The 24,696-nt window shown below is 60.4% G+C and carries 18 protein-coding genes; 7 read left to right on the top strand and 11 right to left on the bottom strand.

Annotation, left to right across the window (positions count from 1 at the left end; translation table 11 throughout):
* The first annotated feature begins 62 nt into the window (after positions 1-62).
* Complete coding sequence (gene fabV / locus C2U30_RS05335; protein ID WP_041212832.1) at positions 63-1,256, top strand: enoyl-ACP reductase FabV; 1,194 nt, start codon at positions 63-65, stop codon at positions 1,254-1,256.
* A 163-nt stretch (positions 1,257-1,419) separates the two neighbouring features.
* Positions 1,420-2,895, top strand: coding sequence for a YfcC family protein (locus C2U30_RS05330; protein ID WP_101149472.1), 1,476 nt, complete (start codon positions 1,420-1,422; stop codon positions 2,893-2,895).
* A gap of 65 nt (positions 2,896-2,960) precedes the next feature.
* On the opposite strand, the gene C2U30_RS05325 is transcribed toward C2U30_RS05330, so the two are convergent.
* The gene (locus C2U30_RS05325; protein ID WP_005302243.1) at positions 2,961-4,175 is read right to left on the bottom strand and encodes a pyridoxal phosphate-dependent aminotransferase; all 1,215 of its coding nucleotides are present in this window, start codon (positions 4,173-4,175) and stop codon (positions 2,961-2,963) included.
* Between the two features lie 356 nt (positions 4,176-4,531).
* On the opposite strand from C2U30_RS05325, the gene C2U30_RS05320 reads away from it, so the two are divergent.
* Positions 4,532-4,741, top strand: a complete 210-nt coding sequence (locus tag C2U30_RS05320; protein ID WP_010674028.1) for a DUF1653 domain-containing protein — start codon at positions 4,532-4,534, stop codon at positions 4,739-4,741.
* A gap of 59 nt (positions 4,742-4,800) precedes the next feature.
* On the opposite strand, the gene C2U30_RS05315 is transcribed toward C2U30_RS05320, so the two are convergent.
* From C2U30_RS05315 to C2U30_RS05295, 5 genes are all read right to left on the bottom strand, one after another.
* Positions 4,801-5,058: a GrxA family glutaredoxin gene (locus tag C2U30_RS05315; protein WP_010674029.1), complete on the bottom strand. Its 258-nt coding sequence runs from the start codon at positions 5,056-5,058 to the stop codon at positions 4,801-4,803.
* A 211-nt stretch (positions 5,059-5,269) separates the two neighbouring features.
* Complete coding sequence (dacB, locus tag C2U30_RS05310; RefSeq protein ID WP_103243341.1) at positions 5,270-6,703, bottom strand: D-alanyl-D-alanine carboxypeptidase/D-alanyl-D-alanine endopeptidase; 1,434 nt, start codon at positions 6,701-6,703, stop codon at positions 5,270-5,272.
* A gap of 87 nt (positions 6,704-6,790) precedes the next feature.
* Complete coding sequence (locus C2U30_RS05305) at positions 6,791-8,551, bottom strand: DEAD/DEAH box helicase (protein ID WP_103243340.1); 1,761 nt, start codon at positions 8,549-8,551, stop codon at positions 6,791-6,793.
* A gap of 120 nt (positions 8,552-8,671) precedes the next feature.
* On the bottom strand, positions 8,672-9,709 hold the full coding sequence (locus tag C2U30_RS05300; RefSeq protein WP_039038992.1) for an HlyD family secretion protein: 1,038 nt from the start codon (positions 9,707-9,709) through the stop codon (positions 8,672-8,674).
* 10 nt (positions 9,710-9,719) lie between these two features.
* Positions 9,720-10,052 (bottom strand): DUF3302 domain-containing protein, encoded by a 333-nt coding sequence (locus C2U30_RS05295; protein WP_039038991.1) that lies wholly within the window; start codon positions 10,050-10,052, stop codon positions 9,720-9,722.
* A gap of 216 nt (positions 10,053-10,268) precedes the next feature.
* On the opposite strand from C2U30_RS05295, the gene C2U30_RS05290 reads away from it, so the two are divergent.
* A complete protein-coding gene (locus C2U30_RS05290) occupies positions 10,269-11,915 on the top strand; it encodes a mechanosensitive ion channel family protein (RefSeq protein ID WP_103243339.1) in 1,647 nt (548 codons plus the stop codon).
* 62 nt (positions 11,916-11,977) lie between these two features.
* Here C2U30_RS05290 and C2U30_RS05285 read toward each other — a convergent pair whose 3' ends face one another.
* The 5 genes from C2U30_RS05285 to adhE form a co-directional block, all read right to left on the bottom strand.
* Positions 11,978-13,399: a carbon starvation CstA family protein gene (locus C2U30_RS05285; protein ID WP_010674323.1), complete on the bottom strand. Its 1,422-nt coding sequence runs from the start codon at positions 13,397-13,399 to the stop codon at positions 11,978-11,980.
* Between the two features lie 144 nt (positions 13,400-13,543).
* Positions 13,544-14,248 carry a two-component system response regulator BtsR gene (gene btsR, locus C2U30_RS05280; RefSeq protein WP_039038988.1) on the bottom strand — a complete coding sequence of 235 codons (705 nt, stop codon included), beginning with the start codon at positions 14,246-14,248 and terminating at the stop codon, positions 13,544-13,546.
* The gene (locus C2U30_RS05275) at positions 14,245-15,936 is read right to left on the bottom strand and encodes a sensor histidine kinase (RefSeq protein WP_041212838.1); all 1,692 of its coding nucleotides are present in this window, start codon (positions 15,934-15,936) and stop codon (positions 14,245-14,247) included. Before C2U30_RS05275 ends, btsR begins: the two co-directional genes overlap by 4 nt.
* Positions 15,937-16,288: 352 nt before the next feature.
* Positions 16,289-17,524, bottom strand: coding sequence for an HD-GYP domain-containing protein (locus tag C2U30_RS05270; protein ID WP_103243338.1), 1,236 nt, complete (start codon positions 17,522-17,524; stop codon positions 16,289-16,291).
* 110 nt (positions 17,525-17,634) lie between these two features.
* Positions 17,635-20,310, bottom strand: a complete 2,676-nt coding sequence (gene adhE / locus C2U30_RS05265) for a bifunctional acetaldehyde-CoA/alcohol dehydrogenase (protein WP_069652659.1) — start codon at positions 20,308-20,310, stop codon at positions 17,635-17,637.
* An 832-nt stretch (positions 20,311-21,142) separates the two neighbouring features.
* Between adhE and C2U30_RS05260 the strand changes: the two genes are divergently transcribed.
* From C2U30_RS05260 to oppB, 3 genes are all read left to right on the top strand, one after another.
* Positions 21,143-21,778, top strand: coding sequence for a YchE family NAAT transporter (locus C2U30_RS05260; protein WP_010674328.1), 636 nt, complete (start codon positions 21,143-21,145; stop codon positions 21,776-21,778).
* Between the two features lie 280 nt (positions 21,779-22,058).
* Positions 22,059-23,678: an ABC transporter substrate-binding protein gene (locus tag C2U30_RS05255; RefSeq protein ID WP_103244653.1), complete on the top strand. Its 1,620-nt coding sequence runs from the start codon at positions 22,059-22,061 to the stop codon at positions 23,676-23,678.
* 97 nt (positions 23,679-23,775) lie between these two features.
* Positions 23,776-24,696 carry an oligopeptide ABC transporter permease OppB gene (gene oppB, locus C2U30_RS05250; protein WP_103243337.1) on the top strand — a complete coding sequence of 307 codons (921 nt, stop codon included), beginning with the start codon at positions 23,776-23,778 and terminating at the stop codon, positions 24,694-24,696.

Raw genomic sequence — 24,696 nt, 5'->3', positions numbered from 1 at the left:
ACGGGCCGCAATGAGGTATCTTATGCCCCGATTTCATCCATCAAACGGATAAGAGACAACACATGATCATCAAACCCAAGGTTCGCGGCTTTATCTGCACCACCACCCACCCGGTCGGTTGTGAAGCCAATGTTCGTCGCCAGATCGCTTACACCCAAGCCAAGGGCGCCATCGAGAATGGCCCCAAGAAGGTGCTGGTGATCGGCGCTTCTACCGGCTATGGTCTGGCCTCTCGCATTGCCGCAGCCTTCGGCAGCGGAGCTGCCACCATCGGTGTCTTCTTCGAAAAGCCGAGCTCCGAGACCAAGACGGGCTCCGCTGGCTGGTACAACTCCGCCGCCTTCGACAAGGCCGCCAAAGAGGCCGGCCTCTACGCCAAGAGCATCAATGGCGATGCCTTCTCCCACGAGTGCCGTGCCAAGGTGATCGAGCTCATCAAGCAGGATCTGGGTCAAATCGATCTGGTGGTCTACTCCCTGGCCTCTCCGGTGCGCAAGCTGCCGGACACCGGCGAAGTGGTGCGCTCCGCCCTCAAACCTATCGGCGAGGTCTACACCTCCACCGCCATCGACACCAACAAGGATCAGATCATCACCGCCACCGTCGAGCCGGCGAATGAGGAAGAGATCCAGAGCACCATCACCGTCATGGGCGGCCAGGACTGGGAGCTGTGGATGGCGGCTCTGCGCGATGCGGGTGTGCTGGCTGACGGCGCCAAGTCCGTGGCCTATTCCTACATCGGTACCGACCTGACCTGGCCCATCTACTGGCATGGCACCCTGGGGCGCGCCAAGGAAGATCTGGACCGCGCCGCCACCGCCATCCGTGGCGATCTGGCTGCCAAGGGGGGGACCGCCCACGTGGCCGTGCTCAAATCCGTGGTAACCCAGGCCTCCTCTGCCATTCCCGTGATGCCGCTCTACATCTCCATGGCCTTCAAGATCATGAAGGAGAAGGGCATCCACGAGGGCTGCATGGAGCAGGTGGACCGCATGATGCGCACCCGCCTGTACGGCGCCGACATGGCGCTGGACGAGCAGGCCCGCATCCGCATGGATGACTGGGAACTGCGTGAAGACGTGCAGCAGACCTGCCGTGATCTCTGGCCCTCCATCACCACCGAGAACCTCAGTGAACTGACCGACTACACCGGCTACAAGCAGGAGTTCCTGCGCCTGTTCGGTTTCGGCCTGGACGAAGTGGACTACGATGCGGACGTGAATCCGGACGTGCAATTCGACGTGGTCGAGCTGTAAGTCGGTCGTCAGCACAGACAGGGCCCTGCGGGGCCCTGTTTTTTTTGCAGCAGACTCAACCTGTTGCCTCAGGTTTATTATCCGCGATCACCTTTTTCCCCGAACAAACCCGCTAGGCTTGCGCTGTCCGGATCACAGACGGCATTGCCGAGGTACGGAAGCTATGACCACTCCACATGAAGCGCCCAAAAAGCGCCAACTCCCCACTGTCTATACCCTGCTTTTCATCATCATCGCCCTGATGGCGGCCCTGACCTGGGTGCTGCCGGCGGGCAAATACAACTACGTGACGGCCAAGACCCAGCAGCCGGTGGCGGCAGCCGCCGTGGCCGACTACAGCGGCGATGAGCGACTGTTGCCGGTGCCCGGCAGCTACACCGAGCTCCCCTCCCAACCGCAGGGGGTATTCGATGTGCTCAAGGCGCCCATCCAGGGCTTTCACAAGGCAGCCGACGTGGCGCTGTTCGTGCTCATCATCGGTGGTTTCCTGGCGGTGACCATGCAGAGCGGGGCGCTGGATGCCGGGGTGGGGGCCATCGTGCGCGGCTTTGCCGGGCGCGAGCGGCTGCTTATCCCCGTGCTGATCGCCCTGTTTGCCCTCGGCGGCTCCACCTTCGGCATGGCGGAGGAGACGGTGGCCTTCTGGGCACTGATCGTGCCGGTGATGATGGCGGCGGGCTTTGATCGCATGGTGGCGGCCGGGATTATCCTGCTTGGCTCCGGGGTCGGGGTGCTCGCCTCCACCGTCAACCCGTTTGCTACCGGCATCGCCTCCGGTTTTGCCGGCATTCCCATCGGTGAGGGGATTGGCCTTAGGGTTGTGCAGTGGCTGCTGCTGGTGATCTTCGCCTCCTGGTTCGTGATGCGCTACGCCAAGCAGGTGCAGCAGGACAAGTCCCGCTCCGTGCTGGCCGACATCGCCTATGACGACGAGTTCTCCCAGATGAAGAGCGGCAATCTCGCCTTCAGCGGCAAGCAGAAGCTCACCATGCTGGTTTTCTTCGGCACCTTCCTGCTGATGATCTATGCGGTGGTGCCCTGGTCAGATCTGGGCATCGATCTGCTGCCTACCCTGGGCTGGTGGTTCGACGAGCTCTCCACCCTGTTTTTCAGTGCTTCCATTCTGATCGCGCTGATCAACCGGATGCCGGAGTCCAACTATGTGGCGACCTTCCTGAGCGGCGCTCGGGATCTTATCGGGGTGGCGCTGGTGGTGGCGGTGGCACGCGGCATCTATGTGGTGATGGAACATGGCGTCATCATCGACACCATTTTGCACTGGGCCGAGGGGCTGGTGAGCGGGCTGTCGTCGTCGGTCTTCATCCTGATGGCTTATCTGGTGCACATCATCCTGAGCTTCTTCATCCCGTCCACCTCGGGGTTGGCGACCGTCTCCATGCCGCTGATGGGGCCGCTGGCGGACTTCTCCGGGATCTCGCGGGATCTGGTGATCACCGCCTATCAGTCCGCCTCCGGCTGGATCAACCTGTTCGCCCCCACAGCAGCCCATCTGGTGGCGGGGCTGGCGCTGGCCAAGATCCCCTATGATCGCTTCGTGCGCTGGGTGCTGCCCTTCATCATCGGGGTGGCCCTCATCACCATGGCGGTGCTGGTGGCCGGGGCCCTGCTCCACGGCTGATGGCGCGAATAGAAAACGACAGACAACAAAAAGGCTCCCGCGGGAGCCTTTTTCATGAGCCTTGCTTACTGCTTGTAGCCCTTGAGGAAGCGGGCGAGGCGACCGATGGCCTCTTCCAGCTCCTCTTCCCGGGGCAGGAACACCAGGCGGAAGTGATCCGGTGCAGGCCAGTTGAAGCCAGTACCTTGCACCAGCAGGAGCTTCTCCTGCTGCAGCAGATCGAACACCATCTTCTGGTCATCGCGGATGTCGTACACCTTGGGGTCGAGGCGCGGGAACATGTAGAGCGCTCCCTTGGGCTTGACGCAGGAGACCCCGGGGATCTCGTTCAAAAGCTCCCAGGCCTTGTCCCGCTGGCGACGCAGGCGGCCCCCCGGCAGGATAAGCTCGTTGATGCTCTGGTAGCCCCCAAGGGCGGTCTGGATGGCGTGCTGCATGGGCACGTTGGCACACAGCCGCATGGAGGCCAGCATCTCCAGCCCCTCGATGTAGCCCTTGGCGCGGCCCTTGGGACCGGTGATGACCATCCAGCCCTGGCGGAAGCCACAGGCGCGGTAGGCCTTGGAGAGGCCGTTGAAGGTCACCACCATGACGTCGTCGCACAGGGTGCAGACGCTGGTGTGGGAGATGTCGTCGTAGAGGATCTTGTCGTAAATTTCGTCGGCGAAGATGATGAGGTTGTGCTGACGGGCGATCTCGATCACTTCAAGCAAAAATTCGCTGCCGTAGACGGCGCCGGTCGGGTTGTTGGGGTTGATCAGCACCAGGCCGCGGGTGCGCGGGGTGATGCGGGCGCGGATGTCGTCGAGATCCGGATACCAGTCAGCCCCTTCGTCACAGCGGTAGTGCACCGCATGGCCGCCGGAGAGGGTGACGGCCGCGGTCCAGAGCGGGTAGTCGGGGGAGGGCACCAGCATCTCGTCGCCGTTGTTGAGCAGCGCCTGCATCGCCATCACGATGAGCTCGCTCGCACCGTTGCCGATGTAGATGTCGTCGATGTCGACCTTGCGCATCCCTTTTTGCTGGTAGTACTGCATCACCGCCTTGCGGGCGGAGAAGAGCCCCTTGGAGTCGCAGTAGCCCTGGCTCTGGGGCATGTTGAGGATCACATCCTTGATGATCTCCTCCGGTGCTTCGAAGCCAAACGGGGCCGGATTGCCGATGTTGAGCTTGATGATGCGGTGACCTTCGTCTTCGAGACGGCGAGCTTCTTTGTGCACCGGGCCGCGGATGTCATAGCAGACATCGTCGAGCTTGTGCGACTTGTCGATAGTGAACATGGTGAGCGTGATTCCTTCCCCGTGGGGCGCGTTGGCAGAAAAGCTGTTTTTAGTATCAAATTTCTCTGCCCCTATTCTTCACAGAATTGAATGCTAGAACAATCTAATTTATGGAATAAATCCCTGATATTTACCCCTGAAACAGGGTTGTTGAAATGTTAAATTCAGCATGATCGTTTGCCTCTCTTTGGTAGATCAGTGAAAGATGAGGGGCAGATTCATAAAGCAACATGAGTGTATTGAAATATCTCCCCCATCTGGCACGATTGGCTGGGGTAAAAAAGGCCCCGACCCGTCGGTCTGCCAGGGGAGCACGCAGGCACGGGGGCTCATCTTCCCGCTCTCGAGGTTCACTCATGCAGGCACCCGCTACCGGTCGCTACCGCCATTTCAAGGGGGGCTATTACCAGGTTCTGGCCCTGGCCTTGCACACCGAAACCCAGGAGCAGCTGGTGATCTATCAATCCGAACAGGATGGTCAGGTCTATGCCCGCCCCGTCGCCATGTTCATGGAGTGGATTGAACATCAGGGACAGGTGGTGAGCCGCTTCACGCCGGTGGCCTGAGGCAGACTTGGCGACATGAAAAAAGGCGCCAGAGGCGCCTTTTTTCATGGTGTCGGGGCTTACAGACCCAGATTGGCTCTGGCATAGGCCTCAAAATCGGTGCAGCCGCCGATGTGCTGCTCATCCAGGAAGATCTGCGGCACAGTGGTGACCGGCTTGCCCGCCTTGGCGGCGAGATCGTCCTTGGTCAGCCCGGCCACGTTGATATCCACGTAGCGGAACTCGAAGTCATCGCGCTCCTCGGTCAGTTGCTCGGCAATCTGCTTGGCACGCACGCAATAGGGGCAACCGGGACGACCAAAAATCTCTACAAACATCTTTTCTCTCCATTAAACAAGCCGTTGAAGAAGGCCATTGAGATGAGGCTGGGCACAGCATAGCCCTGGCGCCCTGTCAGTCAAAGCTGAAAATTGCGATGCTTCCGTTCGCCATCTCCGATTGCGCCCACTGCTGATGATGGCGCCAGCGTCCCTGTTTCGCCCCAAGGCCGGGGAATCGGGCCGCCTTGCCGGCAAGGCAGCCCGTCTATCACTGCTCGACGATCTGGATGGGTTGCTGCTGGTAGATGCTCTCCAGCACGCCTTTTTCGAAGACGGTCCAGGGCCAGGGCGCCTTGCTGGCGCGGTAGCGCTCGTGGGTCGCCGGATCCTGGGAGAGACCGCGCTGGAACATCACGAAGGCCTTGCGCTGGCCGCCGGCGGTGTCGATGAAGCCGGCGAGGTTCGACGTACCTGTGATGGTACCGGTCTTGGCGTGCACCTTGTTCTTCATCATGGGAGCGGTGACGCTGCGTCGCCAGGCCAGGGTGCCGTCCACCTGGGAGCTTGGCAGCAGCTTGATGAAGTCGAGCTCGGCATCGTTCTTCTGGATGAAGTTAAGCACCGACAACATCTGGCGCGCGCTGATGAGATTGTGGGCGGAGAGGCCGGAGCCGTCGGCCAGGGTGGCGTTGCCAAGGTCAATGCCGTGCTTGGTCAGGATGGCGCGCACCGCCATGGTGCCGCTGCGATAGCTGCCCGGCTTGTTGTAGTAGTGACGCCCCACGGTTTTGAGGAAGGTATCGGCGTAGAGGTTGTCGGACTTTTTCAACATCTTGGCGAGCATCACCGGCAGGGAGACAGAGTAGTGGGTCGCCAGGGTCTGGGCACCGACAGGGGCCTGATGGGTGACCCGCAGCAGGCCGTCGTGGCTGATCCCGGCGCGGTTCATGGCCCAGCGGATGTTGTCCCAGCCCCAGGCCTCCACGTCATGGATGGCAAAGCGCAGCCCTTGTGGCTCCTTGTTCGGGGTGATGCAGCCCTTGAGCTCGTAGAAGTTGCCCTTGGCCATGTCTACTTCCAGAGCGCAGAACTGACGCGCCATGTCGCCATAGCTCATCACCTCCACGTTGTCGGCGCCGATGCCGATGGGCACGCCGCTGGCCACGTTGCCCACCGCAGGCTTGCCAATCTGGGTGGCGGTGATGGTGCCGTAGGCGCAGTTCTTGTCGATGATGACCGAGGAGACGGGAGCGGCGAAACAGAGGGTCTGATCCCCCCAGGACCAGCCGTTGCCACGCTCATAGCCGTTGTAGGCACCGGTGTTGACATAGACGTTGCCCTGAATGCGGGTGACGCCCAACTGTTTGAACAGGGCAACCAGATCCATGCGCGACAGGGTCGGGTCGCCGACGAAGTTGATCCAGATGTCGCCGTTGATGGTGGTGCCCTGTTTGGCGCCGGGCTGGGCCTGGATGTCGGTGGCGAAGCGGAAGTCGGCACCGAGTTCGAGGCGTGCAGCGAGCGCGGTGAGCACCTTCATGGTGGAGGCGGGGGCTATCATGTCATCGGCGTGACGGGCAAATTCCACCCCGTTGTTGCCCTGTACGATGACGGCGTACTGGCCCCCCTTGGGCGGGGTCAGCGGGGCGGCGTGGACCGCCAGAGAAAAGAGAGCACAAAAACCAATCAACAGCCGCTGCATAGGATCCTCTAACTGAACGAAAGGGCGGCATCATAAACCGCCCCGATAATCAAACCGGGTGACTGCCGGGTATCGCCTGCCATGGGGTCAGGCCGGGGCGTTGGCAGTCCGGTAACGCCCCTCGTAATCGAATATTTTTTCCTTCACCTGCCAGAAGCGTCCCGACTTGCGGGCGATGACGAAATCCGGGTGACGGAACTGGTTTGCCGCGAGCATCACGCTCGCCAGGGTCGTGAATTCGGGCTCAAGGCCCGGGGCGGGCCAATGATGACGCACAAAGCGTTGTTGAAACAAGCGCTGTGCACCCCGGGAGTGAAAGGGGAAGTACTCTGTCAGGGTCAGGCCATCCTCGTCGTGGTAGGTCACCTCCAGCCGCTCCCCCTGCTTGCCGCGCCCGGCACTCAGGGTCAAACCGGCGCAGCGGATCACCATGCAGTCCTTGAGATTGAGGGCCTCCTTGAGCTTGTCGTCAGGGTCCACCAGCAGCTGGTCACAGCGTTGGCAGCGGCGGGCGGCGATGTCGTTTTCAGCACCGCAACCTGGGCAGATCTTGGCGCGAAAGCGGTAGTCGCACTCCTCGCGGTTGCCCTCGTCATCTTCAAACAGTCCCTGACAGCGGCGGCCGTAGTGTTCGACCACCTTGCCATCCTCGTCGGTCTTGCCCCAGAAAGTGTTGGCAAAGCCGCAGGCGGGGCAGGGCACCTGAACCGGCTCGGTGCCGGCGTGGGGCCTGGGTTCCCCCACTTCGGGGGCAAACAGGTTGAAGTTGTTGCCTGCGTAGTCGAGCACCAGGCAATCGCTCTTGCCGGGTGAGAGGCGCAGGCCCCGTCCCACAATCTGCTGATAGAGCGACACCGATTCGGTGGGACGCAGCATCACGATGAGGTCGACGTGGGGGGCATCAAAACCGGTGGTGAGCACCGCCACGTTGACCAGAAACTTGAGCTCGCGCGCCTTGAAGGTACTGATTAGAGCGTCGCGCTCCGGTCCCGGCGTCTCGCCGGTGACGAGGGCGGCCTGCTGGCCTCTGGCACCGAGCAGGCCATGGATTTCCCGGGCATGCTCGACGGTGGCGGCGAAGATCATCACCCCCTGCCGGTCGGCGGCATACTCCAGCACCTGGCTCAGGATATGGGGGGTGACCCGCTCCTGGCGCTTGATCTCGCCGTTGAGCTGCGCCTCGCTGAACAGGCCGTTCTCCCGCGGCACCAGCTTGCTGAAGTCGTAATGGACGATGGGGGCGTCCACCAGGCGCGGCGGGGTCAGGTAGCCGTTTTTCACCATGAAGCGCAGGGGCAGTTCGAACACGCAGTCACCAAAGAGCCGCTCGCCGTGGCTCTTGACCATGCCGTGGTAGTGGCGCCGGTAGATCCAGCCCAGCCCCAGCCGATAGGGGGTGGCGGTGAGCCCGAGGATCTTGAGGGCAGGGTTGGCGGCCTTGAGATGCTCGATCACCTGGTGGTATTGGCTGTCGTCATCGAGCGAGACCCGGTGGCACTCGTCGATGATGAGCAGCGAAAAAGCGCCGTCGAAGGCATCCAGATTGCGCGCCACCGACTGCACCGAGCCAAACACCACCTGGGCGCTCGCCTCCTTGCGTGCGAGCCCCGCGGCGAAGATGTCGGCCTGGAGCCCCCAGGCTTCGTACTTGGCGTGGTTCTGCTCCACCAGCTCCTTGACGTGAGCCAGCACCAGCACCCGGCCACGGGCCTTGCGGGCCAGTTCGGCGATCACCAGGCTCTTGCCGGCCCCGGTGGGCAGCACCACCACGGCGGGATCCGGGTGTTTGCGAAAGTGGCTGATGACGGCGTTGACCGCGTCGGTTTGATAGGGTCTGAGAACGAACATGGGGAACGGTTGTGGCGCAAGGTGGCGCCATTATAGGGATCTTGCGGGGAAAATGCAGCGAGGGGGGCGTGCTGACAGGAAGCGGGCCGGCAAGATGCCGGCCCGTGCAGGTCAGGGACCTCAGTGGAAGGGGAACAGGTAGTTGAGCCAGCTACCCATGCGCATCAGGATCTTGCGCATGATGGCCACGTGGTGGAAGTGCTCGGTATAGATGGCGGCCTGGCCGCTGGAACCCGCGATCACCTGGTAGTTTGCCCACTCGGGATCGGTGATCTCGAGCACGATGGGCAGGCGACCCGGTACCTGTGCCGAGGTCTGATCGATAAGACCCGCCTGTGCCTGGATATTGCCCGGTGCCATGGCCGGGATAACGGACTGCACCTTGGCCTTGAAGATGCGACCCGGAATGCCGTCGAGCACGACTTCGGCCTCGTCACCCGCCTTGAGCCGCTGCATGCTGTTCTGCCAGAACCAGCCGACATAGGCATTGGCATCTTCATGAATGAAGGTCATCACGGGGCGGAACATGAAGGGGGCGGCAATCATGCCCGGGCGCAATGCCAGTTGTACGACATGACCGTCACTCGGGGCGTAGACCACGGTCTGCTCCAGATCGTACTTGGCGATGTTGAGCTGGGCACTCAGGTCATTGAGGGTCGCTTTCTGCTGATCTATCTGGGCGACGATGTCATCCACGTTGGCCTGGGTGACGTCGAGGTCGCGCTGTTTGCCGATGCCCCGTCGCATCAGCTCCTGGGCGCGATCCCTGTCCAGGCTGGCGGAGCGCAGGCGGGCGTCCAGAGCCTTCAGAAAATCGGTGTTGGAGGCGAGGCGCGCCGTCAGGCTGGCGACCTTCTCCTGGAAGGGCTCAGCGTCGATGCGAAACAGCACATCCCCTTTCTTGACCGGTTGGTTGGGCTTGACCGGGACGTCGGTGACTCGTCCCTTGACCAGGGGCACGACCGGGGTGGAGACATAATAGTTGCGAGCCAGCTCGGAATAGGGGTGGTTGTAGTTCATCAGCATGATGAGTGTGCCGATGATGATGACGCCACCCAGCACGGCGGTCGGCACGGTCCACTTGTTGAGCGGGATCTTGAAGATCTTGAAAATACCTATGCAGAGGGCTGTATAGGTGAGAATAAGTAGCAGGTCCATGGGGCGTTACCTATTTGTCGGTCTGTTCGAGCGTGGTCATGCGAGCCTGCAGTGCTGCCAGCTCCTCTTTGAGTGCGCTGATCTCTGTTTCGTCATGTTGTAGGCGTTGCGAGAAGCCCCAGCCGCGATCGGGGCGATAAATCGTGGCCCAGATCCAGAGGAAGGGCCAGAGCACGTGCAGGGTGAACAGGCTGACCCAGCCTGCCACGTGAATGGCGTCCTGGTGGGGGTGATTACGGTGCTTGGCAATTTCATATGGAATATCGTGAATGACGATAATGCCATAGAACATGACCAAGACGACAAACACCAGGATCCCCAGGGCAATGTAGTCAAGTACCATCGATTTCTCCCGTCTGAGTCGCTAACAATGCTTCGATTGTCGAGTCGAGGCTTCGGCAATAATGACAGCATATGCCGTCGGTGCAAGTCTGCAATCGGAGAGTTGGTGTGGCGGTACAGGCATGGTTCATCGGTTGCTCATTTAACACACAAAATTGATTTGGTTAGATAAAATCAAACAGCAATGGATGCCCGGGGAAGGTGAGAGGTGAACCTGATGAGCGAATGGTGCAGTGGCAAAGGATGGCGGCTTGGCCTGTTGCTGATCAGCCTGTTGTGGTCCCGCCTCGGCTGGACCGCCGAACCCAGAATGGAGCCCAATGAGCAGGAGCGGGCACAGACCCTGGTCCTGCTTCATGAACCCATCGTCATGCTGACGGCTAAATATGGCAACCTGGATGGGGCGGCCAGGGTACGGCTGGCCCATGAGCGAGTTCAGCGGATGGAGCCAAGCGACCTCATGACGCCTGTGGCCGTGACGAAAGGCAGCCGACACGGCCAGGAGAGCCGGGAGTTTCTGGTCAATGGCAAGCGCATTCTGGTGCTGCTGGAAGGGGACCTTGATGAATTCGACGAGCTGACCCTGGATCAGGCGGCCGAACGCGTCCTGCATCGGCTCGACGGCGTGCGCATCAAGTATCTCGAGCTGCACTCGACCCCCTATTTGCTCAGAGCCGTCGGCTTGGCGGTGGTGGTCAGCCTGATCTTCTTCGGCCTCATCTGGCTGTTGCAGCGGGGGCATCGGCGGGTCAGAAAGTGGCTGGCCAACCGCCTGTTGCTGCAGAAGGGGCTGGTCCCCCACTCCTGGCGCCAGGTCACCGGGAATGTCGAGGTCCGCTTGCTCGGCCTCATCACGCTGCTGCTTATCTTCATGCTCACCTATGGCTGGCTGACCTATGTGCTCGGCCTGTTCCCCCAGACCCGGGCCTGGAGCTATCAGCTTGGGGAATCCCTGTTTGCCCTGTGTGGCGACATGCTGGAAGGCATGATTGCCGCCATGCCCGGTCTGGTAACCGTGCTGCTTATCGTGGTCATCACCCGTTTCTTCATCAAGATGCTGGCCATCCTCTTCGACCGCATCGAGCGTGGCCAGTTTCGGGTGCAGGGTTTGCACGCCGAAACCATAGGCGCCACCCGGCGGCTGCTGTCAGTGGTGATCTGGCTGTTTGCCCTGACGGTGGCCTACCCCTATCTGCCGGGCGCGGATTCCGATGCCTTCAAGGGGATCAGCGTCTTCTTCGGTCTGATGGTGACACTGGGATCGGCCGGTATCATGAACCATGCCATGAGCGGCCTGGTGCTCATTTACTCCCGCGCACTGCGGCCAGGGGATCTGGTGCAGATCGGCGAGGTGGAGGGGATGGTGAGCGAGCTCAACGCCCTCTCGACCAAGCTGGTGACGCGCCAGGATCACGAGGTCACGCTGCCCAATGCAGTGGTGGTGGGGGGCAAGGTGGTGAACCTGACACGGCTGGCGGGCGAGAAGGGGGTGGCCCTGTTGACCAAGGTGACCATCGGTTATGACACTCCCTGGCGTCAGGTACATGCCATGCTGGAGCTGGCGGCGCGACGCTGCACCCGGCTCAATCAGGATGAAGCTCCCCTGGTGCGGCAGTTGAATCTGCAGGATTGGTATGTGGAGTACGAGTTGCAGGTGAGGATGAAGGCAAGCGAACTCCCTGCAGTGGTCAAGACGGAGCTCCATGGCCATATTCAGGATGTCTTCAACGAGTTCGGGGTGCAGATCATGTCCCCCAACTTCATTGCCCAGCCGGAGCAGGCTGTGCTGGTGGCCAGGGAGCAGTGGTATCAGGTGCCGGCCCGGGCGCCCGATCCCGACGAGCCCCCCGCCAGGGATAAGTGACCATAAAAAGAAGAAGCCCGGCAGCAATGCCGGGCCTCTTGTCATGAAGAGAAGCTGATGCTTCAGCTCTCTTTGGCCTCTCTCAGTTGGGAGGGTCTGAATTTCACCAGGAAGGCGAGGGTGATGAGGGCGGTGCTCACCAGACCGATGATGGTGGAAACATTCATCTCGAGGCCGAAACCGATGGGGGCGTTGGCCAGGTAGGTGATGACCACTGCGGTCATGAAGATGGCGGGAATGGTGCATACCCAGTGCAGCTTGCCTTCCTTGATGAGGTAGGCGGCCGCAGCCCACAGCATGATGACGGCGGTGGTCTGGTTGGCCCAGCCGAAGTAGCGCCAGATCACCCCGAACTCGGCCTTGGAGATGATGAAGCCAAGGATGAACATGGGGATGGCGATGAGCAGACGCTTCGCCATGGGCTTCTGGGTCAGGTTAAGGAAGTCCGCCACGATGAGGCGGGCGCTGCGAAACGCGGTGTCACCGGAGGTGATGGGCAGGATCACCACGCCGAGGATCGCCAGGATGCCGCCCACGGTACCGAGCAGGCTGGTGGAGACTTCGTGCACCACGGCAGAGGGGCCGCCGCTGGCCAGGGTGGCGTTGAGTGCCTCGGTGCTGTCGTAGAAGGAGAGACCCAGGGTGCACCAGATGAGGGCGATGATCCCTTCCCCTATCATGGCTCCGTAGAAGATGAAGCGACCGGAGCTCTCGTTCTGCATGCAGCGCGCCATCAGCGGGGACTGGGTGGCGTGGAAACCGGAGACGGCACCACAGGCGATGGTGATGAACAGCAGCGGCCAGAGCGGCAGGTCCGTCGGGTGCAGGTTGGAGAAGTCCATCCCGGTGTTGTAGAAGCCCTTGCCGGAGACGATGAGGCCGATGATGAGGCCGACCGACATGAAGACCAGCAGCGCACCGAAGATGGGGTAGAAGCGGCCGATGATCTTGTCGATGGGGACGATGGTCGCGAGGATGTAGTAGGCGAAGATGGCCGCAATCCAGTAGACCAGATCGGTGGAGGTGAGGTTGGCGAGCAGGCCCGCCGGGCTCAGGACGAAGACCACGCCCACCAGCATCAGGAGCACCACGGCAAAGAGGTTCATGAAGTGCTTGGCGGCGGTGCCGAGGTGCTCACCGACCACGGTCGGCACCGAGGCGCCCCTGGCGCGTACCGACAGCATGCCGGAGAAGTAGTCGTGGACCGCACCGGCGAAGATGCAGCCAAAGACGATCCAGAGCATGGCGACCGGACCATAGAGGGCACCCAGGATGGGGCCGAAGATGGGGCCGACGCCTGCGATGTTGAGCAGTTGAACCAGGTAGACCTTCTTGTCCGACATGGGGACATAGTCCACCCCGTCCGCCATGGTGATGGCGGGGGTCTTCAACTCGGGTTTGGGCCCGAATATCCGTTCGATGAATTTGCCGTATATGAAGTAGCCGGCTATCAACAAGCCGACACAGAGGAAGAACCAGATCATTGCTACGCTCCTGCTTTGTTATTTTTTGGTGTGCGCAGCCAGTGTAGGTGGGGACTTCTGTTAACGGCAGGTGAAAGAGGGTGAGCGGCGACATGGCGACCCGAGCGGTTGCCCGCTGTGATCCGGCGCACATCGCGCACCGTTTTATTCCAGTCCCAGCTCGTCTTTGAGCTCCTTGAGGTAGCGGCGGCTGACCGGTACCCGGGCCCCGCTCGGGGTCACGATCTCCGCCAGCTGATTCTCCAGCAACCGGATTTCGAAGATGGCGGTCGGGGCTACCAGATACTGGCGGTGGCAGCGCAGCAACGGGGTCTTCTCCTCCAGGGACTTGAGGGTGAGCTGGGTGTGAAACAGCTCGCCCTGGCAGGCGACATGGACGCCGCCGAGATCGGAGAAGGCGTACTCCACCTGGGAGGTTGGGAGCAGCCGTACCCGGTTGTGCAGGTATCCGGGGATATGGTGGATGGTCGGGGCCAGGGTCCCGACCGGTTGCGGGGTGATGTCCTGCCTGAGCCGCGCCAGGGTCTTGGCGAGGCGCGCCGGCTCCACTGGCTTGAGCAGGTAGTCGAAGGCGTTCTCCTCGAACGCCTGGATGGCGTAGTCGTCGAACGCGGTGACAAAGACGATGCGGGGCAGGGGATCGAGCATGGCCACCAGCTCCATGCCGCTGAGCTTGGGCATCTGGATATCGAGAAACACCACATCCGGCTTGAGTTGCTGGATGAGGCCGAGCGCCTCGATGGCGTTGCCCGCCATGCCCAGGATCTCGATGTCGGGATCGCTGGCCAGCAGCTCTGCCAGCTCTTCGCGGGCATAGGGCTCGTCATCGACGATCAGGGTGCGGATCATGTCATCTCCTTGGCGGTGGTGCGGGGTTGTCGTGGGAGTGTCAGGGAGACCCGGGTCCATTGCTCCGGCTCCCACTGGACGTCAATGCCATAGCGCTCGCCAAAGGCGCTCTTGAGGCGCTTGTCCACCAGGCTCATCCCCAGGCCATCCCCCTGGCCGGATGGCTGCCAGGCCCCGGCGTTGTCTTCGACGCAAAGGGTGATCGCCTCGGGGGTTTCCCTCGCGAAGAGGCGAAGTCGCCCCTCTCCCAGCAGGGAGCAGATGCCGTGCTTGATGGCATTCTCGATGAGGGGCTGCAGGGTGAAGCTCGGCAGTTGCACCTCGGCAAGGTGGGGCGGGATCTCGTTGATGACGGTGAGCCGCTCGCCAAAGCGGGCCTGCTCTATCTCCAGGTAGGAGAGGCAGTGCTCCTGCTCCTCACGCAGCGTGGTCAGGCCGCTCTGGCGCTTGAGGTTGTTGCGAAAGAAGCGGGAGAGGTGCAGCAGCAGCTCCCGTGCCCGTCCCGGATCGCGGCGGGTAATGGCGCTGATGGTGTTGAGGGTGTTGAACAGGAAGTGGGGGTTTATCTGTGCCTGTACCAGCTTGAGCTCGGATTGCACCAGCAGGCGCTGCTGCTGCTCCAGGCGGCCTGCCAGCAGCTGCTGGGACAACAGGTTGGCGATCCCTTCTCCCAGGGTGTGATTGATCTTGAGGAAGAGCCGCTTCTTGGGCTCATAGAGTTTGATGGTGCCGATCACCCCCTCGTCACCCTGCAGGGGGATCACCAGCACGGAGCCGAGCTGGCACTGGGGGGAGATGCTGCAACGATAGGGCTGGCTGTTGCCATCTGCGAACAGCACCTTGTTCTGGGCGATGGCTTGCAGGGTGATCGCCGAGGTGATGGGGGTGCCCGGCTTGTGGTGATCTTCCCCGGTGCCGATGAAGGCGAGGATTTTGTCGGTGTCCGTGATGGCGACGGCGCCGACGCCGGTCTCTTCCTGAACGATATGGGCTATCTTGCCGCTGGCCTCCGGAGTGAACCCCTGGCTCATGATGCCGACGGTACGGTTGGCGATGGTGAGCGCCTTGGCGGAGAAGACCCGGGAGAACTTTTCGTACATCCGCTGCTGGTCGCGGATCATGCTGATGAAGAGCGCCGCCCCGCAGGAGTTGGCGAGGATCATGGGGGTGGCGATGGTGCGCACCAGCAGCAGGGACTTGTCGAAGGGGGTGGCGACCAGCAGGATGATCACCATCTGCATGATCTCGGCCACGAAGGTGGTAAAGAAGGCGACCCTGGGCGCAAAGAGGTCATTGACCCTGCCTGCCCGCATCAGCCGCCAGTGAACCAGCCCCCCCAGCAAGCCTTCGCAGGTGGTGGAGATGGCGCAGGCGAGATCGGTGAACCCCCCCAGAGTATAGCGGTGCAGGCCGCCGGTCAGCCCCACCAGGAATCCCACCAGGGGGCCGCCCAGCAGTCCCCCCAGTACGGCACCGACCGCCCGGGTGTTGGCGATGGCGTCATCGATGTCGAGGCCCACATAGGTTCCCAGGATGCAAAAGCAGGAGAAGATGACATAGATGAGCACCTTGTGGGGCAGCCTGACGGAGTAGTTGGCCAGGGGACGCAGCAGGGGACTCTTGGAAAAAAGGTAGGCGATGACCAGACTGACGCTCATCTGCTGGAGCAGAGAGAGGACTAGTTGCATAAAAAAGCTTCCTCAAAAACCACGCCGGAGCCGGGCGTTGTCATGACGCAGGGTGAGCCTGAGCCCGTCTTGATGCGGGCTGCGGGCTGAACGCTGCGGCAGTTTGCCAGAATGGAAAAATAAAACCATATAAAATCAGCACGTTAAATTGATATTTGTGTAATCGATGCCCGCTTGATATTGCTGATGCGAGCATGAAGGTATCCACCGGATACGCCACACGGAGGTGGCATGCTCCGCCCGGCCATCGGCTGGGCGTTTTTTATCCAGCTCCAATGGTGGACGATTTCGAGGGGACCTGAGCAATTATTCAGGTTTGTCCAATGAGTTATCCCCAGCTTCTGGGGATAACTCAGAAGGCGAAATAGTAACAGACCCGCCGACCCAGACCGAAAAAGGCGCGCTGCGCGTCGTCCAGCTCTTCCTGTCTGAGGGTGGCGACGATGCTTCGCGCATCTTCCCGCAGATCGATCATGGCCACCCCTTCCGGCCGCTGCCCCTTGAGGTAGGGCAGCACCTTGGGTCTGAGGGGCATGCTGGGCTCGGTGGAGAGCACCAGGGCCAGGGCATCGTCATCCAGGCGCACCAGGGAACCCGGTGGATAGACCCCCAGCACCTTTATCAGCAACCTGACCTGGGTTTGCTCGAACTTCTTCTGGGAGAGCTTGTAGAGCTGGCCGATCACCTGGCTGGGTCCCGGCGGGTTGAGGCCGCTGCGCGGGTGAAGCAGCTCGTCATAGTGGTCCACCAGCCCGATGAGGCGGGCGAGGGGGGGGATCTTGTCGCCCTTGATCCCGAGGGGAAAACCGCTGCCATCGAGGCGTTCGTGATGCAGGTAGGCGACCTCGCGGATTCTGGGTTCGAAAGCCTGCAACTGGTTGAGCATCTCCAGTCCGTACTGGGGGTGCATGTTGAGGAAATTCTGCTCCGCCTTGCTGAGCTCCCCCCGCTTCTGGATGATCTGGCTCGGGATCCTGAGCTCGCCGATGTCGTGGATCAGGCCCGCCAGACCGGTTTCCTCGATCTCGACGGGATTCATGCCAAGCTCCCGTGCCATCAGCATGGCGATGAAGGCCACGCTCAGGCTGTGTTGCAGCAGGGTATCCGTGTTCTGGCTGCGGATGAGGTGCAGACCGAGTGGCCCCTGGTGTTCTGCCAGACGGGCGGCGGTGCTGCGCACTATCTGTGCGGTATTGGCCAAGCCTTCGTCCGGTTTGAGGTTGAGGGCGCCAAGGGCGTCGCGAAGATCTGACAGGGATTGACCGAACGCCTTGTCCGCGATGCGAAGGGAGCGCCTGAACGCCTTTTCGTCGAAGGTGGGGCCCTCAGAAGAGGAGGTGGTATTCCCGGTGTCGCTCATCTCAAGAGAGGGAACGGGTTCGGCCCGCAGCAGGGGCTCTACCGGCAGATCGCTCTTGTCGGGATCCACCATCAGCAGGGTCAGGTCGAGGTGGCGGATGATGTCGAGCTGCTGCTGGTCCTTGATTTTGAAGGCGTTGAACATGAAAGGGTGGCTCGTCCATCCCGTGGGAAGATGGATGTAGTGGCCGACTCTCAACTGCTCGATGGAGGCCTGTATCAGCGCCATGGACTAGCTCTTCTGTCGAATTTGCCTATCAACAAGCTAGCAAAATTAAACAGATAGACAAACAAAAAAGCCCGCGCATGTGCGCGGGCTCTTGTCATCCGTGGCGTTTATCAGGCCTTGGATTTTTTCTTGTTGTCCACCTTGGCGTCGACCTTGGCTGCAACCGGGGCGGCAGCAGGGGCTTCCTCGATGAAGGGACGGCCGTAGTAGGTGTCCATCAGGATGGCTTTCAGCTCGGTGATCAGCGGGTAGCGCGGGTTGGCGCCGGTGCACTGGTCATCGAAGGCTTCCAGGGCCAGCTGGTCTACCTTGGCCAGGAAGTCCGCTTCGTTCACGCCGGCTTCGCGGATGGACGCCGGGATCCCCAGGGTAGCCTTCAGCTCGTCCAGCCAGGTCAGCAGCTTCTCGATCTTGGCGGCGGTACGGTCACCGGCAGCGGTCAGGCCCAGGTGGTCAGCCACTTCGGCGTAGCGACGGCGAGCCTGCGGACGGTCGTACTGGGAGAACGCGGTCTGCTTGGTCGGGTTGTCGTTCGCGTTGTAGCGGATGACGTTGCTGATCAGCAGGGCGTTGGCCAGACCGTGGGGGATGTGGAACTCCGCACCCAGTTTGTGGGCCATGGAGTGGCACACACCCAGGAAGGCGTTGGCAAACGCGATACCGGCGATGGTGGCGGCGTTGTGCACCTTCTCGCGGGCAACCGGGTCGTTGGCGCCGTTGATGTAGCTGGAGGGCAGGTAGTCCTTCAGCAGTTTCAGGGCTTGCAGCGCCTGACCGTCGGAGTATTCGTTGGCCAGCACGGAGACATAGGCTTCCATGGCGTGGGTCACGGCGTCGATACCACCGAAGGCACACAGGGATTTGGGCATGCCCATCACCAGGTTGGCATCCACGATGGCCATGTTCGGGGTCAGCTCGTAGTCGGCCAGCGGGTACTTCATGCCGGTGGCGTCATCGGTCACGACCGCAAACGGGGTCACTTCAGAGCCGGTACCGGACGTGGTGGTGATACAGACCAGTTCGGCCTTCACGCCCATTTTCGGGAACTTGTAGATACGCTTGCGGATGTCCATGAAGCGCATGGCCAGGTCTTCGAACGCAGTGTCCGGGTGCTCGTACATGACCCACATGATCTTGGCGGCATCCATGGGTGAACCACCACCCAGGGCGACGATCACGTCCGGCTTGAAGGAGTTGGCCATCTCGGCGCCCTTGCGGACCACGGACAGGGTGGGGTCGGCTTCCACTTCGTAGAAGATCTCCACTTCCATGTTCAGCTTCTTGAGCAGGCGAACCACTTCATCGGCATAGCCGTTGTTGAACAGGAAGCGGTCGGTCACCACCATGGCGCGCTTCTTGCCTTCCAGGTCGCCCAGGGCGATCGGCAGGGAACCACGACGGAAGTAGATGGATTTCGGAAGTTTGTGCCACAGCATATTTTCTGCCCGTTTTGCGACTGTCTTCTTGTTGATCAAGTGCTTGGGACCGACGTTCTCGGAGATGGAGTTACCACTCCAGGAGCCGCAACCCAGGGTCAGGGACGGGGCCAGCGCGAAGTTGTACAGGTCACCGATCCCACCCTGGGTGGAGGGGGTGTTGATGAGGATACGGGCGGTCTTCATCTTGTCGCCGAAGTACTTGATGCGGTCGGCATTGCGATCCTGGTCGGTATAGAGACCGGAGGTGTGGCCGATACCACCGATGTTGACCATGTCGCAGGCCATTTCGACGGCTTCTTCGAAGTTCTTGGCACGGAACATACCCAGCGTCGGGGAGAGTTTTTCGTGAGCGAACTCGTCTTCCGCGCAGAGTTCCAGACCTTCACCGATGAGGATCTTGGTGGTGGCAGGCACGGTCACACCGGCCATGGCGGCGATCTTGGTGGCAGGCTGGCCCACGATGTCGGCGTTCAGGGCGCCGTTGATCAGCAGCACTTTACGCACCTTGTCCGCTTCGTCCTTGGAGAGGATGTAGCCAGCGTGGGTCGCGAAACGCTCCTTGACCTGGTTGTAGATGGAGTCGACCACGATGACAGCCTGCTCGGAGGCACAGACCACGCCGTTGTCGAAGGTCTTGGACATCAGGATGGAGGCGACGGCACGCTTCACGTCGGCGGTTTCGTCGATGACGATGGGCACGTTGCCCGCACCCACGCCGATGGCGGGTTTGCCGGAGGAGTAGGCGGCCTTCACCATGCCCGGGCCACCGGTGGCCAGGATCAGGTTGATGTCGTCGTGACGCATCAGGGCGTTGGAGAGTTCGACGGAGGGTTGATCAATCCAGCCGATGATGTCTTTCGGCGCACCGGCAGCCACGGCTGCATCCAGTACCAGCTTGGCAGCGGTATTGGTGGAGTTCTTGGCGCGGGGGTGCGGGGAGAAGATGATGGCGTTGCGGGTCTTCAGGGAGATGAGGGCCTTGAAGATCGCAGTGGAAGTCGGGTTGGTGGTCGGTACGATACCGCAGATGATGCCTACCGGCTCGGCGATGGTGATGGTGCCCATCTCGTCGTCCTGGCTCAGGATGCCGCAGGTCTTCTCATCTTTATAGGCGTTGTAGATGTATTCGGAGGCGAAGTGGTTCTTGATAACCTTGTCTTCGATGATACCCATACCGGATTCAGCCACGGCCATCTGGGCCAGGGGGATACGGGCGTTGCTGGCGGCCAGGGCGGCGGCACGGAAGACCTTGTCTACCTGCTCTTGCGAGAAGCTGGCGAATTGACGCTGTGCTTCTTTGACGCGGGCAACCAGTGCATCCAGTTCAGCCAAATTGGTTACTGCCATGTTTATCTCCTGATGATTTGAAAACTGTTTAGTAAGACCTTGGCAATGCCCGGCAATTATAGCCACCTTGTCAAGGCAAGAATCACCATAACGGGGTATTTACATGCCTTAGTAAACTGTTTTCTGGCTCGATTATAGGGTCGGGATGTGTCAGAAAAGATTGATCTGGATCATATGTAACAAAAGAACAAAAGAAATTTTGTTTCACCCCTTGTCGCACCACTATGTTACGGGAGTGTGTCATCCTTTCTTGGCATCACGAGCGGCTGTCACGCGCCCTTGGAATATCTGTTCAGGGAAGGGGGTCCGATGAATTCTCGCCTTGACCGGGATGGAGGAGGCGGTATCGCCGTGATGGTGGCAGAACGTCCACTCCCCTGACGTTTCATTTATGTTGAGAAAGGGGTTGTTGTTTTCATCCAGTCGCCCTGGCGAAACAGCACATCTGGCGGTGGCAGGGAGCGCGTCACCTCTTCACAGCGGGCCCCGCTTGCGCCGCACCAGGGTGAGAAAGGCCAAAAATCGGGGTCACAGGAGCGGGTGGGGGCGGCAAGCAGGCGTGGTGAGAAGCAAGGGTGCCATTTGCCGAAAATATCGTTTCTTGGCTGAGGGTTGATATAACGCGCTGCCATGGCACCCGGCGATGTTAATGGCGGCCTCTCTCCCTTAACAACCCGATATGTTGAATTTTATCGATACATTAGCGGAACTAACTAAAAAGCCCCGGTAAGGGTGAGATTATTTGATTGGAGAAGGGAAAAGCCATGGTGTAAATTTACGCGCAGTTTGGGGGCTGGCCCCTTGTGGCTCGTATTGGTTCTGGATGGCGCCTATGGCAGCAATAGACTTCTCTTTATACCTGAAATTTTTCGTCGGCCTGTTTGCGATCATCAACCCGCTGGGTCTGTTGCCGGTTTTTGTGAGCCTGACGGGCCACATGTCGCCGGAGGAGCGACGCAAGACCAACACCACCGCCCACATTGCCGTGATGATCATCCTGATGGTCTCCATGTGCATGGGACAGCTCATCCTCGACAGTTTCGGCATCTCCCTGGCGTCGTTTCGCATTGCCGGTGGCTCGCTGATTACCCTGATCGCCTGGTCCATGCTGCAGGGCAAGCTGGGGGAGGTGAAGCACAACAAGCAGGAGAAGGGTGAACTGGCTGCGCGTGAATCCATTGCCGTGGTGCCCCTGGCACTGCCGCTGATGGCCGGACCCGGTGCCATCTCCTCTTCCATCGTCTATGCCAGCCAGAAGACCCTGCCCCAGATGGCCGGCATGTTCGTGGTGGTGGTGGCGTTTGCCTGCTGCTCCTGGCTCATCTTCCGCGCCGCTCCCCTGCTGTTCAAGCTGATGGGCAACACCGGCATCAACGTGGTGACCCGTATCATGGGTCTCATCATGATGTCCCTTGGCATCGAGATCATCGTGGCGGGCATCAAGGGAGTCTTCCCCGGTCTGGTGTGAGCCAGGTCCGTTTTTGTCGGAGCCGGTCCTTGTGACCGGCTTTTTATTGTTTCTTTTTTGTTGGTCATTTCCTAGAATCGAGCGGCTTTGTACGAAAAACGACCGCTGCGGGATATTTAAATGCTGAATAAATGGTTTTAAGTTGTTTTTTTGACCATGAAAGCGGCCTGTTCCTGATGATATCTATTGCATTATCAGAATTGTCAGGGAATTATGCGGGCAGCGAGGTGTTTGTCTCGTGGATAACAAATGCATGGAATGTTCTTGTTGGAGTATGGAAATGACTCATAGAAAAACAATTATTAATACCCTTTTATTGACTGCACTTTTCGGTGGCGCCACCCTGGCTCACGCCGCCGATGTCCCCGCCGGTACCAAGCTTGCTCCCGAGCAAACCCTGGTGAAGGGCAATGGTTCCGAACCCGCCACCCTGGATCCCCAGAAAGTGGAAGGTACCCCCGAATCCAACGTATTGCGTGACCTGTTCGAAGGTCTCGTCTCCTCCGGCCCCAAGGGCGAAACCCTGCCCGGCGTCGCCGAGTCCTGGGAAACCAAGGACAACAAACACTACGTGTTCCACCTGCGCAAGGATGCCAAGTGGTCCAACGGGGATCCCGTCACCGCTCATGACTTCGTCTTTGCCTTCCAGCGCGCGGTGGATCCCAAGACGGCCTCTCCTTATTCCTGGTACATGGAGATCCCGACCATCATCAATGCCTCCGACATCATCGCGGGCAAGAAGCCGGCCGACACCCTGGGCGTGAAGGCGGTGGACGATCACACCTTCGAGGTGCAGCTGGAGAAGGCGGTGCCTTACTTCGTCAGCATGCTCTCCCACACCACCACCTATCCGGTCCCGAAGAAGGTGATCGAGAAGTTCGGTGACAAGTGGACCCAGCCCGGCAACATGGTATCCAACGGTGCCTACGTGCTGAAGGACTGGGTGGTCAACGAGCGTGTCGACGTCGAGCGCAACCCCAATTACTGGAACAACGGCAAGACCGTCATCAACAAGGTGACCTACCTGCCCATCCAGTCCACCAACGCCGAGCTGAATCGCTATCTGGCTGGCGAAGTGGATCTGACCTACAACATGCCCATCGAACGCTTCAAGCAGATGAAGAAAGAGCTGCCGGACGAAGTAAAGGTGAGCGGCTATGTGGGAACCTACTACTACACCTTCAACACCAAGCGCAAACCTTATGATGACGTGCGGGTGCGTACTGCGCTCACCTACGCCATCGATCGCGACGTGATCGCCGACAAGGTGATGGGCAAGGGTGAGACCCCGGGTTATGCCCTGGTGCCCGACTTCGTGGACGGCTTCAAGCCGGTGGCACCATCCTGGTCCAAGCTGACCCAGGCAGAGCGCGATGCCAAGGCGAAAGAGCTGCTGACCGAAGCCGGTTACGGCCCGGGCAACCCGCTCAAGTTCGAGCTGCTCTACAACACCGACGACAACCACAAGAAGGTGGCCGTGGCCGTCGCCTCCATGTGGAAGAAGCTCGGCGTGCAGGTGAGCCTGGTGAACCAGGAGTGGAAGACCTATCTGGAGACGCTCAAGCAAGGCCAGTTTGATGTGGCCCGTCGTGGTTGGATTGCCGACTACAACGAAGCCTCCTCCATGCTGGATCTGATGCAGACCACTCACGGCAACAACGACGGCAAATACTCCAACCCGAGGTTCGACAAGCTGATGAGCGAGTCCCGCAACCAGGTGGATGCCGAGGCGCGCAACAAGCTCTATGTCCAGGCCGAAGAGATCCTGGCCAAGGACATGCCGATCGCCCCCATCTATCAGTACGTGACCTCCCGCATGGTCAAGCCCTACGTGGGCGGCTACCCGGCCAACCCGCTGGACAACATCTACAGCAAAGACATGTACATCGTTGCTCACTGAGTAAAGAAACAAGTCGCATAACAAGCAGGGCCCGCCAGACGGCGGGCCTTTATTACAACCGCGACCCTTTGGAAGCAGTACAGGACAGGAAATGTCTATGTTGAAATTCATCCTTAAACGTCTACTGGAAGCGATCCCGACTCTGCTGGTCTTGATCACCGTCTCCTTCTTCATGATGCGCTTCGCCCCGGGTAACCCCTTCACCAGCGAACGCGCCCTGCCGCCGGAAGTCCTGGCCAACATCGAAGCCAAATATGGCCTGGACAAGCCCATCGGCATGCAATACCTCACTTACCTCGGCAACCTGGTCCAGGGGGATCTGGGGCCTTCCTTCAAATACAAGGACTTCACCGTCAATGATCTGGTGAGCCAGGCCCTGCCTGTCTCCGCCAAGATAGGCTCGGTCGCCTTCCTGCTGGCAGTGACCCTGGGGGTCACCTTCGGCACCATTGCGGCCCTGAAACAGAACACCCTCATCGACTATCTGCTGATGTCGTCGGCCATGGCCGGGGTGGTGATCCCCGGCTTCGTGCTGGCGCCCTTGCTGGTGCTCTTCTTCAGTATCTACCTGGGCTGGTTCCCGGCGGGAGGCTGGCAGGGGGGCGGGGTGCAGTTCATGGTGCTGCCGGTGTTCGGCATGATGATGTACTACATCTCCGCCATCTCCCGCATCATGCGTGGCAGCATGATCGAGACCATGAACTCCAACTTCATCCGTACCGCCCGCGCCAAGGGGCTGCCGCTGCGCCACATCATCCTCAGACACGCGCTGCGTCCGGCCATGCTACCGGTGGTCTCCTATCTGGGCCCGGCGTTTGTGGGCATCATCACGGGCTCCGTGGTGATAGAGACCATCTTCGGTCTGCCTGGCATAGGTCAGCTGTTCGTCAACGGAGCGCTGAACCGTGATTACTCCATGGTACTCGGCCTGACCATTCTGGTCGGCGCCCTGACCATTACCTTTAACGCCGTGGTCGATATTCTCTATGCCGTCATCGATCCCAAGATCCGTTATTAA

This window comes from Aeromonas sp. ASNIH5, from assembly GCF_002902865.1.
GTDB classification, from domain to species: Bacteria; Pseudomonadota; Gammaproteobacteria; order Enterobacterales; family Aeromonadaceae; genus Aeromonas; species Aeromonas caviae.
The sequence above is the reverse complement of the archived record's forward strand: the minus strand, read 5'-3'. Positions and strand labels throughout refer to the sequence as shown.

Excerpts from the sequence above, each read along its gene's own strand:
- fabV (WP_041212832.1), top strand. The coding sequence starts at position 63 with ATGATCATCAAACCCAAGGTTCGCGGCTTTATCTGCACCACCACCCAC.
- C2U30_RS05330 (WP_101149472.1), top strand. The coding sequence starts at position 1,420 with ATGACCACTCCACATGAAGCGCCCAAAAAGCGCCAACTCCCCACTGTC.
- C2U30_RS05325 (WP_005302243.1), bottom strand. The coding sequence starts at position 4,175 with ATGTTCACTATCGACAAGTCGCACAAGCTCGACGATGTCTGCTATGAC.
- C2U30_RS05320 (WP_010674028.1), top strand. The coding sequence starts at position 4,532 with ATGCAGGCACCCGCTACCGGTCGCTACCGCCATTTCAAGGGGGGCTAT.
- C2U30_RS05315 (WP_010674029.1), bottom strand. The coding sequence starts at position 5,058 with ATGTTTGTAGAGATTTTTGGTCGTCCCGGTTGCCCCTATTGCGTGCGT.
- dacB (WP_103243341.1), bottom strand. The coding sequence starts at position 6,703 with ATGCAGCGGCTGTTGATTGGTTTTTGTGCTCTCTTTTCTCTGGCGGTC.
- C2U30_RS05305 (WP_103243340.1), bottom strand. The coding sequence starts at position 8,551 with ATGTTCGTTCTCAGACCCTATCAAACCGACGCGGTCAACGCCGTCATC.
- C2U30_RS05300 (WP_039038992.1), bottom strand. The coding sequence starts at position 9,709 with ATGGACCTGCTACTTATTCTCACCTATACAGCCCTCTGCATAGGTATT.
- C2U30_RS05295 (WP_039038991.1), bottom strand. The coding sequence starts at position 10,052 with ATGGTACTTGACTACATTGCCCTGGGGATCCTGGTGTTTGTCGTCTTG.
- C2U30_RS05290 (WP_103243339.1), top strand. The coding sequence starts at position 10,269 with ATGAGCGAATGGTGCAGTGGCAAAGGATGGCGGCTTGGCCTGTTGCTG.
- C2U30_RS05285 (WP_010674323.1), bottom strand. The coding sequence starts at position 13,399 with ATGATCTGGTTCTTCCTCTGTGTCGGCTTGTTGATAGCCGGCTACTTC.
- btsR (WP_039038988.1), bottom strand. The coding sequence starts at position 14,248 with ATGATCCGCACCCTGATCGTCGATGACGAGCCCTATGCCCGCGAAGAG.
- C2U30_RS05275 (WP_041212838.1), bottom strand. The coding sequence starts at position 15,936 with ATGCAACTAGTCCTCTCTCTGCTCCAGCAGATGAGCGTCAGTCTGGTC.
- C2U30_RS05270 (WP_103243338.1), bottom strand. The coding sequence starts at position 17,524 with ATGGCGCTGATACAGGCCTCCATCGAGCAGTTGAGAGTCGGCCACTAC.
- adhE (WP_069652659.1), bottom strand. The coding sequence starts at position 20,310 with ATGGCAGTAACCAATTTGGCTGAACTGGATGCACTGGTTGCCCGCGTC.
- C2U30_RS05260 (WP_010674328.1), top strand. The coding sequence starts at position 21,143 with ATGGCAGCAATAGACTTCTCTTTATACCTGAAATTTTTCGTCGGCCTG.
- C2U30_RS05255 (WP_103244653.1), top strand. The coding sequence starts at position 22,059 with ATGACTCATAGAAAAACAATTATTAATACCCTTTTATTGACTGCACTT.
- oppB (WP_103243337.1), top strand. The coding sequence starts at position 23,776 with ATGTTGAAATTCATCCTTAAACGTCTACTGGAAGCGATCCCGACTCTG.